The 14652-nt window shown below is 59.8% G+C and carries 11 protein-coding genes; all 11 read left to right on the plus strand.

What is annotated here, in order from left to right; translation table 11 throughout:
• Window positions 1-269: 269 nt before the first annotated feature.
• The 11 genes from KVG88_RS29935 (at window position 270) to KVG88_RS29985 (ending at window position 14559) form a co-directional block, all read left to right on the plus strand.
• Window positions 270-4004 carry a defense against restriction DarA-related protein gene (locus KVG88_RS29935; RefSeq protein ID WP_217873500.1) on the plus strand — a complete coding sequence of 1245 codons (3735 nt, stop codon included), beginning with the start codon at window positions 270-272 and terminating at the stop codon, window positions 4002-4004.
• 2 nt (window positions 4005-4006) lie between these two features.
• Window positions 4007-4147, plus strand: a complete 141-nt coding sequence (locus KVG88_RS29940; RefSeq protein ID WP_217873501.1) for a hypothetical protein — start codon at window positions 4007-4009, stop codon at window positions 4145-4147.
• A gap of 209 nt (window positions 4148-4356) precedes the next feature.
• The gene (locus KVG88_RS29945) at window positions 4357-4641 is read left to right on the plus strand and encodes a hypothetical protein (RefSeq protein WP_217873502.1); all 285 of its coding nucleotides are present in this window, start codon (window positions 4357-4359) and stop codon (window positions 4639-4641) included.
• A gap of 87 nt (window positions 4642-4728) precedes the next feature.
• Window positions 4729-5877 carry a DNA cytosine methyltransferase gene (locus KVG88_RS29950; protein ID WP_225934214.1) on the plus strand — a complete coding sequence of 383 codons (1149 nt, stop codon included), beginning with the start codon at window positions 4729-4731 and terminating at the stop codon, window positions 5875-5877.
• A gap of 66 nt (window positions 5878-5943) precedes the next feature.
• Window positions 5944-6189, plus strand: coding sequence for a hypothetical protein (locus KVG88_RS29955; protein ID WP_217873503.1), 246 nt, complete (start codon window positions 5944-5946; stop codon window positions 6187-6189).
• Between the two features lie 75 nt (window positions 6190-6264).
• Entirely contained in the window at window positions 6265-6492 is a 228-nt protein-coding gene (locus KVG88_RS29960) for a helix-turn-helix domain-containing protein (protein WP_217873504.1), read from the plus strand.
• 312 nt (window positions 6493-6804) lie between these two features.
• On the plus strand, window positions 6805-7500 hold the full coding sequence (locus KVG88_RS29965; protein WP_217873505.1) for a ParA family protein: 696 nt from the start codon (window positions 6805-6807) through the stop codon (window positions 7498-7500).
• Window positions 7497-7877, plus strand: a complete 381-nt coding sequence (locus KVG88_RS29970) for a stability/partitioning determinant (RefSeq protein ID WP_217873506.1) — start codon at window positions 7497-7499, stop codon at window positions 7875-7877. Before KVG88_RS29965 ends, KVG88_RS29970 begins: the two co-directional genes overlap by 4 nt.
• A 3-nt stretch (window positions 7878-7880) precedes the next feature.
• Window positions 7881-8285 (plus strand): hypothetical protein, encoded by a 405-nt coding sequence (locus tag KVG88_RS29975; RefSeq protein ID WP_217873507.1) that lies wholly within the window; start codon window positions 7881-7883, stop codon window positions 8283-8285.
• A 99-nt stretch (window positions 8286-8384) separates the two neighbouring features.
• Complete coding sequence (locus KVG88_RS29980; protein ID WP_217873508.1) at window positions 8385-10706, plus strand: LPD1 domain-containing protein; 2322 nt, start codon at window positions 8385-8387, stop codon at window positions 10704-10706.
• Window positions 10699-14559, plus strand: a complete 3861-nt coding sequence (locus KVG88_RS29985) for an LPD3 domain-containing protein (RefSeq protein WP_217873509.1) — start codon at window positions 10699-10701, stop codon at window positions 14557-14559. The genes KVG88_RS29980 and KVG88_RS29985 overlap by 8 nt, the downstream gene beginning before the upstream one ends.
• Window positions 14560-14652: the final 93 nt, after the last annotated feature.

The following is a 14652-nucleotide window of genomic DNA, read 5'->3' on the forward strand; positions in this document are numbered from 1 at the left end:
TAAAGAGCGCATCACCTGCTGGATGGAGCCGGCCATGGCCAACAAACTCCGCACGATGGCGTTCATCGCCGGTCATGTTCCTAACTCAAAGATTGCCAGCGACCTGGTGAGGGCAGCCCCCACGCCGAAGATGAGCGGCGGCTAATCGCAGTGATATCCCAAGGGCGCCGATCGGCGCCTTTTTTTGTGTCCGCGAAAGCGTGAAAACCACTCCCGAGGCATCGATTTTTGCCGGGGTATCGTGAGGCTTTCCAGCGGAGCCCCGTTAAATGACTGATCACTTTGCAAAGTTGACCAGCGCCGCGCATAGCGGTGCGTTCGGCCTTGGGTCCAAGCGCACGCCTACCGTCGAGCAGCTGCGCGCGGGCAACTACCCAAAAGGCAGCCTGCGCCTTCACGGCCTACCCATCACCATCGAAACCCCGATGTTCACGCCCCGCACGGGCAAGGCAGACGGTGAGCCCTGGTCAATCGTCTGCATGGCGAACTATGGCTATATCAACGGCTACAAGGGCGCCGACGGTGATGCCTTTGACGTGTACGTGGGACCGATCCCCGAAAGCTCGCTGGTGGTCGTGGTTAATCAGCTGAAGAAAGATCGCTCCTTTGATGAGCACAAGGCTGTGCTGGGCTTCCACGACGTCGACAGCGCCGTCACGGCTTACCGCAATAGCTATGAACGCGGCTGGCAAGGCATGGGCAGCTACGTCGTATGCACCATCAAGCAATTCAAGGCCTGGCTCAAGTCAGGCGACCTAACCCGGCCCCTTGTGGCCACTGACTTGATCCAGGATGAGGTAACTCCTATGACCGGTGCCATGGTGGCCTGGGGCGAAGACAATCTGCCCGTGGGCATGACCATGGGCGAGGTGATGTATGGCCTGCGCCGTGGTGACCCTGAGAAACTGCTGCTGGACAGCGCGACGATGGCGGACATCACCGAGTACTTGAGCGACGGCAGCATGCTCGATGCGATGGTTATCGAATACGCCCAGTTCGATCGCAAAGCCAAGCAGCTGTTACGCGTAATGCAGGCTGCCGCGCGCACGGTCAAGGCCGACAGCGTGGAAGTGAGCGAGCCATTCAAGAACCGCGGCACCACTCAGGTGGCCATGCTCTTCAGCATGAGCGACGGCCAGACCGTTTCTGTGTTCTTCCATAACCCGGACAGCACGCCCAACAAGCTGACCGCGAAAGATGAAATGGTCAGTTGGAAGTGGGTGCAGAACAAGAAGGACGTCACGCTGGTGGTCGCGCCCGAGCATGGACAGGACATCAACCCGCGCCAGGTAGCGCGCCGGATCATGGCGCTGGTGGAGAAGAACAGCGCGAAATTCCTCAAGGCCAACGGTGCCAGCGCCGAGAAAGCCGCGAAGATCGAGGAATTGAAGGCGCAGGCGCAAAGCAAGGTTGCCGAGCTGCAAAGCCTGGATGAGCAAATTGTCGACCTTCAAGCCAAAGTTGCCCAACTTCCGGCGCCGGCGGCGGTGCCAGAGGCTGAAGCGGGTGCGATCGTCGCCAAGCCGTCCGAGTACGCCGAAAAGTTCTTGGCGCAAGCTGATGGGGTTATCGAGAAGATCGCAGCCATGGGCGGCACTCCAATGACGCGCGAAGAGTTCATGGCCAAGGTCGCCTCCGGCGATCTGCGCGGCTTCAGCATGGAACAGCTGAATGAAAAGCTGGCCGACTACCGGGCAGACCTGGAAGCCGTACAGACCGGCAAAAAGACATCGCGCGCGATCGGCGGCAAGGGCGCCACCAAGAAAGGCGTCATCGCCTCGCTGGGCGATGCAATTGCTGAAAATATGGCTGCGATCGACAGCGGCGGCATTCTCGCCACCATCAACGCCAGCAACTACCTGTCTGAAGTATCTGAACAGCTGCGCAACCTGGAAGCACAGCAGACCGCCGGCCAGGACAATCAGGACCACGGCAACGGCGCCGATGACGCCGAAGCGCAGAAAATCGCGCGACTGTTGGAAATGCTGGCCGCCGCCCGTTCCAAGCTTGCCGCAATGACTCCCGGTGAAGCGTTCTACGGCAATCTGGTCAAAGATATCGCCGACATGGCCAAGCAGCTGTGGGATGCCGGCTATCGTGGTCCAGAGGCGTCGGCGATGAGTGTTGCCGAAGTTCCGGCCATCGAGCCAGACGCTCAACCGGACATGCTGGGCGATGACCCGAGCCTACGCGACAGCCGCACCGACCTGGAGAAGCTGACGGCGGCCCTGATCGCTGGTAATGCCATGGGCGCTCTTGGCGTTCTGGACACCATCGACGACGTGGACGCTTTGCGTGAGCTGGTGCTGAAAGCCGGGTTCAGCCTGGGCGCCAGTGGCACCAAGGACGAAATTCTGGCCGGTGTTGGCCGTGACCTGGTGCGCGCAGCGAAAGCGAAGGTAGACGGTTTCGGTCTGCGCGAATTGAACAAGACCCCTGAAACCTCTCAGGAGCCCGCGAGCGCCGCGCCAGCCAAAGAGCCTGGCGCTGATGACGATACGGGCGAGATCGCGCCAGAGGGCCGCGAGAACATCGTAAAAACCGCCAAAGGGACGAAGGTTGTCACCGGTTTCAAGGTGATTGATGCGAAGCACCTGATCATCAGCCACGAAACTGACGGTACCGCGAACCCGGACTACCCGAGCGAGCTGCAACCGCGCGATCGAGCACGGGCGACTTCGCAGGCGTGGGTGCAGAAGACTGCCCGCAACCTTGATCCTGACAGCCTTGGGCGCACCAACCGTGCCGACAGTGGCGCGCCTATCGTCGGCGCCGATCGCGTGGTTGAGTCCGGCAACGGTCGGGCGATGGCTATCCGTGAGGCGTACCGCATTGGCAAGGCGGATGAATACCGGGAGTGGCTGCTGGAGCACGCGGAGTACTTCAAAGTCAGCGCCACCAAGATCCAGAACATGAAAGCGCCTGTGCTGGTGCGTGTGCGTGTCAGCGCCGTGGACCGGGCTGAGTTCGCAGTGGAGGCCAACCAAGACGACAAGCTGGCCATGACCGCAACCGAGAAGGCTCGCAGCGATGCCAAGCGCCTGGACAGCGCCATGATGGCCAAGCTCGCCGACGGCGACCTCACCAGCGCCGCAAACCGGGACTTTATCAATGCGTTCCTGCAAAGCCTGGGCGATACAGAGGCCGCGCAGTACATCACCAGCGACGGGCGCCCGACGGCCAGCCTGATCAGTCGGGTACAGGCCGCGCTCTTCGCTGGCGCCTACTCGGATGATCGCCTGCTTGAGCTGACCGCCGATTCCAGCAAGCCAGAGATCGCCAACATCGTCAGCGCGCTGAACATGGCGGCCCCTGACTTCATGCGAGCCAAGGAACTGGATATGGCTGGCGCTGAAGACGCTGGCGAGAAGGTCACCGACTCCCTGGAGCTGTCGCTGGATCAGGAAGCGGTGAGTGCGATCATCAACGCGACCAATGTTCTGCGCCAGGCGAAGGAAAGCGGCTTGGGTATCGATGAGTTCCTGCGCCAAGGCGATATGTTTGGCGATATCGACCCATCCGTGGCGGCGATGGCCGTGTTTATCAGCAAAAACAACCGCAGCGCTAAGCGCTTGGGGACCGCGTTCAAGGCCATGGCTCAGTTCGTCGAGTCCGAAGCCAAGCGTAAGCAGACCGCGGGCCTGTTCGGCGATGAGCCGGCCAGCTTTGCCGATATCGTCCGGGCGGCCAACGCCGAACTTGAAAAGGAGTTCGGCGAGGGAGTGTTTGCGATCGAGCAGGACGATCTGTTTAGCCAGCCGCCGGCGGCAACCCCACCAGAGCAAACCCCACCCGACGACAAGGACAGCGCCTTGCAGACAGCCAAAGCTTACTTGGACAGCATCATTGACGGCACCGCCGACCTGAGTGACCCGGACAGCGCCTTGAAGGAACTGGAACGCATCTACGCGGCGTTCGGTGAGGGCGAGTTGAGCGGCCTGTTTGCTGACGCTGCCGAGGCCTACAGCCAGCACGCGCTGAAAGCCACTGCCGAGGTTGCCTAACCATGAATCAGAAGATCATGAAACGGATGATGTTGGGGGCGTTGCTCGCCATGGTGCTGCAATGCCAGGTGGCTATGGCGGCGTGCAATCCTGCGGCACCACAACACGGCGAGCAGGCGGCCAGCCGCTGCCTTCCGGCTTGACGCTAGAGGTTCGTACTAAAAGATATCGGTAGATATCCAAAGATATCCAATTGAGAACGCCCGCCCTGCGCGGGCGTTTTTACGCCTGTGAACCGATGTCTATTTGCTGGCGTAATTATGATTTTATGACAAATCATAAAAAGTATTTGACGGGCTAGAAACTAGCCCATAAAGTGAGCCCATCGAAATCACTCACAGGGCAAAACACCATGGCTACTTCAGCACCAGTTATCGATTCAAACCCTTGCGCTGTTGAGCTTCCAAGCAGTGGCGATCAGCGCCACGACCAAATCCTGCGCGTGATGTATGCCGCGATTGCTCCTGAAGGCAGTGACTGGCGCGCTGTGGTTGAAGAGGTGGAAGCGCTGGGCATTCTCAATAAGGGAATGGAGGCGCGGAACCTGCTTGGATGGCTGATAAACAACGGTTTTGTTGGGCGCCCGCCGTTCGATCCTCTTGCTCGGACGGAGCGTTTCCTACGCCTACCACGCTGACTCCTACAGCCACCACAAGCCCCTTCACTGGGGCTTTGTCAGTAGAAGCGCGGCGATATCGCGTCCAGAACAAGACGGAATCAGTAAATGAGCAAGCCAGCAGTTTTGCCCCCGATAGTGAGTTACGCGCCAGAGCATGCAGCCGTGGGCGTGGATGATCGTGAGCTGTCGGAAATCGTCGCGTGCTTCAACGAAGCGCAACGGCAGATGAATTCTGTGGAAGAGCGGGTGCATCACTTATTCGATGCTCCGCGGGCTGGCGAAGTTGTGCGTTTGAATGACAAGGCGACCGTGTACCAGAAAGACCACGGCTGGATGACCCCGGATGAGGCGCGGCAGCGCGTTGAGGCTTGGAGCGACCATTGTGCAGCTCAAGGGCTGATCGGTACCAACGCCGATAAGGTCGTGCTGTCGCTGTTCGACAAGTCGGGCGCGTGGTCGCGGCCATGGGAGGAAGCGGGCTATCAGGTTTACCGGTTCGACATTCAAGAGAACCCGGAAACCGGCGACGTGAACAAGTTCAGCGTGGACTTCTTCGGTGATTGGTTCGGCGACTTCGACGGATTGGACATCTATGCGATTTTGGCCGCCTGCCCCTGCACAGACTTCGCCGTCTCGGGCGCCCGGCACTTCGCGGCCAAGGACGCAGACGGTCGCACTGTGGCATCCGTGGAGCTTGTACATCAAACCCTGCGAGTCATTGAGTACTTCCGGCCAGTGCTTTGGGCGATCGAGAATCCGGTAGGCCGTATCGAACGCTTGGGCGGGCTTCCACCATGGCGCCTTTCGTTTGACCCGTTCCATGTCGGGGACACGTACACCAAGAAGACGCTTATATGGGGGCGCTTCAATGCAGACCTGCCAGTCGCACCCGTCGACCCGGTGGAAGGCTCTAAAATGCACCGTATGTACGGCGGCAGTAGCCTGGCTACAAAGAACGCGCGCAGCGTGACGCCGGAAGGGTTTGCCTATGCGTTTTTCATGGCGAACAACGCAGTTGATCACCCGCAAATGGCCATTTCTGGTAAGTACGATCGCCTGTGCAGCCGGTTGATTAGTGAGGCCGTAAAGTGTGGCCTGACTGCGGATGAGGTCGATAACCTTGTAGAAGACGCTTATTACATGGACTTGAACGACGAGGCCGCCGAGCAGCTGCTACGCGATGAGCTAACCGCCCGGGGCGCTGCACTGCATAGCTATGCCGACACCGGCGGCCAGTTCGCCATGTGGCTGTAACCCAGCAGTTCCATTACAAGCCCCTTCAATGGGGTTTTTCCAGTACCAACATAAGGAGATTCACCCATGCCAGCACCAAAGCGCCCTTCCGTGGCCCAGTTGCAAAAGCAATGCGATACCTGGAACGCCGCCCATGCGATCGGTACCACTGTATCGTTTGAGTTTATCCGTGGCGAAGGCGAAACCTACCGCGGCAAGTCCAAAAGCGAAGCCCAAGTAATGGGTGGCCACACTGCGGTTATCTGGCTGGAAGGCAAAAGCGGATGTCTCAACCTAGATCATTGCACCGCCGTTGAGGAAGCCACTGCATAGTGCGCACCAAAGCAACACCACAAAGCCCGCCTCTGCGGGCTGAGTGCGTATCTGAACGACAGACCAAGGCCCACCATGGCAACCAAAATCAAGATCAGTGCGCCGGATGCGGCGCAGCACAAGACCGATGCGGCCTACGTCGCTGAGGTGATCAAGCGCACGGGCTTGAGTCAGCGCGCTTGCGCTGCACGGGTTGGCGTGTCCCATGCCACGCTCAAGAACTGGATAGCCGGCACGCATGAATGGTCGTACCCGGCGCAATACGCAGTTGAGTGCCTGGCAGCCTTCGCCGAAAACGACTGACCTCCCCTATCGCCACAAAGCCCGCACCCGCGGGCTTTTTTGTGCCGCTATCAAAAAGGTATGAATCAGTATCTTGTGCTATCCATAAAGTACCAACAGATATCCTTTGATACCAAAGGGTATCCCACCGCTGGATCGGCTTGACGTTGCCAGTCGATACCAAGAGAAATCAAGTGATACCAAAAGATAAACAATAATATTTATGGATATCTAAAGATATCCATTGATACCGATTTGGTAGGGATATACGATCGTACCTTGTCGTATCAAGAGATAACATTCTCTATATTTTTCTACTTTGAGGTATCGGATATGCCTACAACGGTTGCAGTAAGTCCCAAAGGCGGTGCAGGGAAAACCACGTCGATGTTGAACATCGGGCTGCAACTGGCGAAGAAGGGAGCCAGGGTTGCGCTTCTGGATGCGGACCCGAACAACCCCCTGAAGGACTTCGCTTCTGGCGGTCACTGCCCGGAAAACCTTCTGATCATTCCAGACGTAAACGAAGACAACATCGCCGACAAGATCCGCGAAGCTGCTGAGGCTGTGCCGTTCGTACTGGTAGACCTGGAAGGCACTGCGGCCAAGATTGTGGTTAACGCGCTTCAGCAGGCCGATTACGTGATTATCCCTATGCGTGGTTCGCACCTGGACGCGAAAGAGGCGGGCAAGGCGATCAAGCTGGTTACGGATCAGGAGTTGGCCGTTCGCCGGCATGTCCCGAACTACCGTCTTCCGTATTCAATCCTCTTTACCTGCACTTCCGCGGCGTATGAGACGCGCAATACGGCAGGGCTGCGCGAGGATCTGCAAAAGATGGAAATTCCGATGTTTGAAACCGAAATGAAGGATCGCGATGCCTTCAAGTCGATGTTCAAGTATCAGCGCCCACTGGAACTGCTGGATACCTCGCTCGTGCCGGGCGTTGCGACGGCAATCGTAAACGCCGAGGCTGTCACCGCTGAGCTGCTGACGAACCTCAAGACTATTCAGGAGGCCGCATCGTGAGTGCCGATCAAGTAAAAGAACCAACCGAAGCCGCAAACGCCTTTGCAATCCTCGGGGACTTCAAAGCGAAGGCCCCGGCTTCCGCTGCTACCGCCACCGTTACCAAAGAGATAGAAAAAGATATCCAGCAGGTAGCCGCAGATAACGGCTTCCATTCGCGTGAGGCAAAGCCGGTGAATGCAGCGAAAGCGCGCCGCTTCAATGCCGCGGAGCCGAAAAAGCAGCTGAACATCAAAATCCCTGTGCCTATGCACGAGCGGTACTACCGTATGGCAAGTGAGCGCGGCATTAACGTGCTGCACGAGCTGCTAGGTGATGCGCTGGACGCATTGGAAGAGCTGGAAGCGCTGAAGGCGGCGAACGAAAAAAGGGAGTAAGCCGTGGACCTTTTCGAAGATGACAAGCGCCTGTTTCTCAGGCCTGTGCTGGCATTCGCTGAATGCCTTATGGCCGCGTTTGCTGATGGTCCGTGCGGCTGTATCCGCTGCAAGGACGGCGATGGCAGCCAGTCAGGTTATGCGTATCTGCACACGGTTGAGATCGCTGGTCGGGTGCTCAATCGCCGGTTTGCTATTTCGACCTATTCCGATGTGCGTGGGGCGTTGGCCAAGGCTTGGGAGTCGTTTTACAAAACCGTTCTGCCTGAAGGTGGACGGGCCGATATGAATGCGATCGCGGCGTTTGTGCAGGGGCCTGCGGCAAGGCGCATTGAGGTCGCGCTGTATGCTGCTGGGGTGGTCGCCGACGTCGATGGTGTACCGCATTTTGTAAGCGGGGAGGTTTAGCCCCCGCCACCGCGACGGTGCAACCGCGCAAATACCCGTCCGGGCGCCCTCTGCTGGCGCCCCAAAATACGGGCCTGCTAATGATCAGGCCTGTACATCATGCAAATTTCCCCCATCGAGAAAGCCCGCCTCAGTTCGCGCCTGATGACCCTGCGCGATATGTTGATCGGCGGCGCACTCAAGGCGATTGAGAAGGCCCGCGCCAGCGCTGAAGCGTTGGACATCCGCAGAAGACTGACCGGCAAGGCCCCAGCCCCGCAAGTAGATCCAGAGACTGCCGCTGAGCAGGCCGCAGACGACGGCCTGAGCGACGATCCCAACAGCCCCAACTATCGCTATGCAGATGTCGGTTATATCCCTGGCAGCCGCAAGGAAGAGGCCGCCGGCGTAATCAGAACTGCCCGCGCCGAAGGCCGCATGCTGCGCGCGTCCGATATCGACTTTGCCGCGATCGAGGAAACACCCCGCGAAGCGCGGGCGCTGGTGGTCAAGTCCAACCTGTTCGGCGTGGTCGACTGGGAGGCGATGAAACAAGGCGGTACCGAGCCCGCTGCCGCGTTCCTGATGGATCGTGTGTATGCGTCGATCGCCAAGGAGCCAAGCGAAGACAGCGCCGCTGCGCGCCAAGCTTACGTGCTGGGGCTGGAGACGTTGCGCACGCGCCTCGAGCTGTGTCAGACGCCAAAGGAGCTGGTCGCAACCCTGGATGAGATCCGCGACGAGCTGCTGGGCTCGCAACTGGATGCAGATGAGTCTGATCGGTATCAAGAAATCACCGACCGGGCACAAGGCGTTACCGATCAGGTGCGCGAGATCGAGAAGGGCCAGGATCAGGCGCAAAACGCCATGTATGAGGCGAGCCACCTCAACAACAAGGCGCAACGCGACCTCGACAACCGCCTGGCCCGCGGCTGGAGGATCGAGGCACAGCATGAACAGGCCGTGCGGGATGCCGCCAAAGGCTACAGCGAGGCGCTGAAGGCCTGGACCAGCCTGCTAGACCAGAACAAGCCATTGCTGGCGCAGCTGAAAGCCGCGCGATCGGCTTTGTACCAGGAAAGGGCTGAGATTTTGGGTGTGGCCAAGGCTCGCAACCTGAACTCGCCAATCAATCGCGCCTGGATGTCGATGGGCGATAAGTTCGTCAAGGCGCTGATGTTCCGCAGCCGGTCGGGATCCGAGTCGTTTGCCCGCCACGTTTCAAACGCATTGTCCGGCGACCCCAAGGACTGGGAATGGTCCGACAAGAAAGGCGGCGACGTTATCCAGGGGGCGCCGAAGGCACCAACCAAAAAGCGCCAGACCTTCGCGCTCAAGGTCGTGGACAAGTTCGATCGCAAGGGTGGGCGCCCTGTGGCGGTCAACTCTACGCGTGCCCTACAGCAGCTGTGCGGCTTTCGGGCGGTTCAGTCTGGCAACTGGGTACTTGATGACCGCGACAGCTCCAAATGGCACGTAGAGCAGTCTGCCGGCGCCATGATGGACATGGCCGACGTATTGGGGATCAGCGAAGACAACCTTGGGTTCGGTGGGCGCCTTGGACTGGCGTTCGGCGCCCGGGGCAAAGGCGGCAAGGGTGCAGCGACGGCGCAGTACGAACCGGTACTGCGCGCAATCAACATCACCAAGATGAACGGCGGCGGGGGCTTGGGCCACGAGCATCTGCACGCAATGGACAACATCCTGCCGGGCCTTCTGCGCGGCGAGGCTGGCGCCGCGGATGAATTCGCCACCGAAAACCCGGAGCTGGTGCCCGAGGGGCCGATTCGAAACGCCTTCATTGGGCTCAAGCGAGCGCTAACCGAAGGTGATCACCGGCTGCCTGAAACCATCAAGTTCACCCCGCGCACCTACGGCAATGCCCGTCTGAACCTGGACAACCCGCACAACGACATCGCTCGCCGCATCAAGGCTGCCGGCAACGCTGAAGCGGCTGTGATGGCAGTAGATGCCTACTTCGGCAACCGCGACAGCGCGCAGGTGCTCAAGAACAAAAAGAACTGGCGGACCCTTGCCGCGGCGTATTTCTCGCCCGAGGGCACAGCTGAAGTGCGGCTGAACACCGGGCGGGGCGTGTCCAAGTACTTGGCCGAAGCGGCGCTGCTGGACAGCTCCAAGGAAGGCAAATATTGGTCCTCAACGCCTGAAATGGCGGCCCGAGCGTTCCAGTCGTACCTGGAAGACAAGCTGACAGCCATGGATCGCCAAAACGATTACCTGAGCTGTCTGGCGGACAACAAACACCACTACTTCCCCGACGACGGTATGCCCTTTAAGCCGTACCCGGAGGGGGAAGAGCGCCAGCGCATCGGCGCCGCGTTTGATGAGCTGTTCAAGACGCTGCGTGACGGCAAGACCTTTGAAAAGGCCCTGGCCAATACCGCACTGCTGGATTCGATCTTTGGGGGCATGAATGACTGATTTGAACCAACCCGGCGTTATGTCGCCGATCGATCGTGCGCGCCTGAGCGCTGAGCTACTGAAACTGCGTGACAGTTTGGCCGGTACCGGGCTGTCGCCGATCGCGCGCGTGCAGGCAAGTGCCCGAGCGCTGGCGATCCGTGGTCAGTTGGGCGCCCCGGCGCCGATCAGCGAAGGCCAGGCCGCCTTTGAGAAGGCGCGCCAGTTCTATCAGGAAAACCTGAAGGGGCAGCTGATCCAGTCGGTGGTGGGACCGGTGAGCGTCAACAGCGCGGGCTGGAAGAAGTCCAAGCAGGGGATGAAGGCCGACGTGCTCAAAGCCAAGCTGATCGAGCACGTTCGGGAAATTCTGGAAACCGGTACCGCTGGCCAGCGGCAGGAATCACACAAAGAACGCAATGACGCGTTTGTGGCGTTCTACTTCATTCAGAAACAGGTAAGAGTCGATGACCTGCTGGTGACCGCAGGTGTGACGGTGGCCGAGGATGGCAAAGGGAATCTGTTCTACAACATTTCCCATGCGGACCGGGAGAGCTGGAAGGCATACAAAAACGGCGCACCGGATTATGCAGGGGTAGGGCCCCGCTCCGGTGACGCCGCCAACGGGATGCTTGATGGCCTGCCTCAAGAGCAGGAACCAAGCGCCGTCGGTGACACTGTAGCAGACGACGATATCAATATCACCATTCTGGCCGTCGTCGCGGTCGACCCGAATGCCCCTGCGGCCAATGATCACGGGGCCAAAAAGCCAATGGTCACCGGTACCTTGCCGCAAAAGAATGGCGGTCTGCTGGTGATGGGCGATGCGGATGCCCTAGACGCCTACGCAAAGGCCTATCTCGATCAGGCCAAGTACACCAAGGTCCCAACGGGCTTACTGCTGACCAAGAGTCAGGCGCGGATGGCGCAGTACCTGCCGAGCACGCAAGAGGCCTTGCCGTCGGGCGCAGTGCTCTACAGCTATGCCCAAATCGGTGGCGTGTCGGTGGCGGTGGATGGTGTGCTGTCGGGGATTGCCAGCGACCTGCCCGACCTGAAAAGCTTGATGGCGCAGGAATGGGGCCCCGACAAATTTCAGGCTGTTTTTGGTGAAGACGCGGCGCAGCCGGACGTTGAGGCTTATCAGGATGAACAGGCCGCCATTGCGCGGCGCAAGGCTGACAATGCGGCGCGCGAAGAAGCCGACCGACTGGCATATGCCAAGCGCACTGGCGACAGTACCGCTCTGACAGATGAAGAAAAGGCGGCTATCAAGGCCGAGAACGACGCATTCACCGCCGAATGGGAAGCGCAAACCCAGGCCGATTGGGAGGCGACTGTGGGCCAGGGCCGGGTGAGCAACCCGCGTTATCAGGCCTACCTGGACACCCTGGAGGATATCCACGGCCTTGGCCGCATCATGGTTCAAGTCGGGTATATGGGCTGGGTACAAGAGCGCCTGACCGAATACCGAGCCACCGGCGTGGCGCCAATGCCTTATGCCAACGGACCGGCGCGTGATGCGTGGAACGCTAAGGCGACTGCCTACATTCGCGAATGGGCCGACCAGCACCTTTCGGAACGCGTGAAGAAACAACGCTCAGATGAGCCGACTGTAACGCCGGCAGATGAGTACGCCGCCAAGGCCGTCGGCTTCGCGAGCTTTAGCGAATATGCGGCCAGTCGCATCGATAAGTTGCCGCTGGAAGCCTTCCAGGTGGCCCGGGCGAAATACAAGATCGTTGAGTATCTGGAGCAGAACGGGCGCGCCGATCGCAACACACTGGGCAGCCTGTCATTGCAGGGTGCCAACAAAGAAGGCCCGAGTGCATTGGCGCAGCTGCGCCAAGACGGGTACGTGCTCAACAACCTGCGCGCGCAGTCAAACCCGTTCTCCCTTGCGCCAGGCGTTACGCTGGCCACGTTTGTCAGTGGTGAGGCGAAGCCGGTACCGCTCGCCGATCAAGGCCGTGCCCCAGCTGGCGGCACAATCGGCATGAATGGTGAGTTTTACAAGGGCGGCACCATCCTGCCCAACACCACGCTGCCGAAAGGATCGAGCACTACCAGCACGACGGGTACCGGCACGCAGTTGGTTGAGCCGGGTGTGCTGGCTGAGCCGCCAGAAGTGGGTGCAATTCCTGTCTACGGCAGCCGGCGCGAATTTCTGGTGCTGCAAGACGGCGTAATGGTTGCCGATGAGTCCAAAAAAGACGCCATGGTGTTCGCCTACGGCAAGGAAGGCCCGGCGAAGGTCCGAGCCTACGCCCGTGAATACAACACTGGCCGGCGCTGGATCCTGCCCGGTGAAAAGATCGAGCCGACCGAGGCCGATCAAGATCCTGCGCCGTCAGCACAGACCCACGAAATCATTGAGTACACCACCAAGAAGGGCAAAGTTCTGCGCGGGATCATCCGCCTGGACCTGACCCTGGCCGAAGCCAAAGCGATCGATCCCTACACCTGGCGCATGAACGGTGGTTACTTCATCCGTGAAAAGCACCTGGACGCAGACACCAGCGCCATGCAGGCCGCGCCTACGCCCACGATGCTGACTGCTGAGCAGGAGGCAGAAAAGCAGGAACGTGACACCCGCGCGGCGCTGGAGCGCCAACAGCAGGCGATTGCCAATCAGGTGGGAAAACTGCGCGAAGCCGGGAACAAGGCAATTGCCGCCGGTACCGAAGGGATGAATGCCGATCGCAAAACCAACACGCACCGTCGGGCCGGGATGGCGGCCAGCGCCTACGCCCGATCAGCTGCTGATGAGGCCGATGGGAGAACCCTGAACAACATTGCCGATTCGATCGAGGTCGGCGCCGCCGGGCCGCTGGCCAACTTGACCAGCCGGGCGCAGTTGCAAGAACTGAAAAGTGCACTCACCCGTGCCAAATTTGATTCCGAGCGGGGGCTTACCTACAGCGAACAGCTGGCGCGGCGCGGCAATCCAGTGGGCGAAGACGCATTGCGACACGTCAGCATGCCGAGCCGATTGGTCTGGTCCAGTCGGTTTAAGAGCGCGGCGATGACGCTGGCCAAGAAGGCGGCCACGGGCAACTCCAAACTGATCGCTGCGCTTAACAAGATGGGCGATCGCACTGAGCGCTGGCCACTGACCAATGACGGCGATATCGCCATCACTCGCAAGGCCTACCAGGTACTTGGCGCGATCAAAGACACCTGGGACTTGAAAGACCCGATGGAAATGCTGGCCCGGGTCGAACGCCTCAAGCGCATGGGCATTACCAATGACGCGCAGTTGCAGGACGCTTGCCGGGCATTGCTGCCACACATGGCCGCCAAGCAGGAAGAAAGCGCAGTGGTCAAAGCTGAGCGCGCCATTATCGGCCAGAAGGTGGGAATCGACTTTTTCCCAACGCCTGCCGCCGAGGCGCAACGCATGGCGCGCAAGGCGAGGATCAGCAAGGGCAAGCGAGTGCTGGAGCCAAGTGCCGGCAATGGCAACCTTGCCGACGCGGCAGCAGCTGAGGGCGCGGAAGTGGACGTGATCGAGATCAGCAGCCAGCTGCGTGAGATCCTGACGCTCAAGGGCTACAACGTCGTTGCCCAAGACTTCAACACCTTCACGCCGGATGAGCCGTATGACGCCATCCTGATGAACCCGCCGTTTAGCAAGCGCCAGGACGCTGAACACATCATGCGCGCCTACGGCATGTTGGCCGGTGGTGGGACGCTGGTGGCGATCGCGGGGGAGGGTGTGTTTTTCGGTACCGACCAGAAGGCCGTGCAGTTCCGGGCCTGGCTGGACTCCCACAACGCCGAAGTCGAAAAACTGGCCGGCGGCACGTTCCAAGACAACGCGCTTTTGGCGCAAACCTCAGTCAGTGCCCGGATGATTGTGCTGCATAAGTAGGTTTCCAGCTGGCGCAAAAACCATGCAAACCCCCACCAGTTGGGGGTTTTTTTCGACCTCAGAATTGTTGCTGTAACGGATCGGGCGCAGCCC

It is taken from the genome of Pseudomonas azerbaijanoccidentalis (genome assembly GCF_019145495.1).
Lineage (GTDB): Bacteria > Pseudomonadota > Gammaproteobacteria > Pseudomonadales > Pseudomonadaceae > Aquipseudomonas > Aquipseudomonas azerbaijanoccidentalis.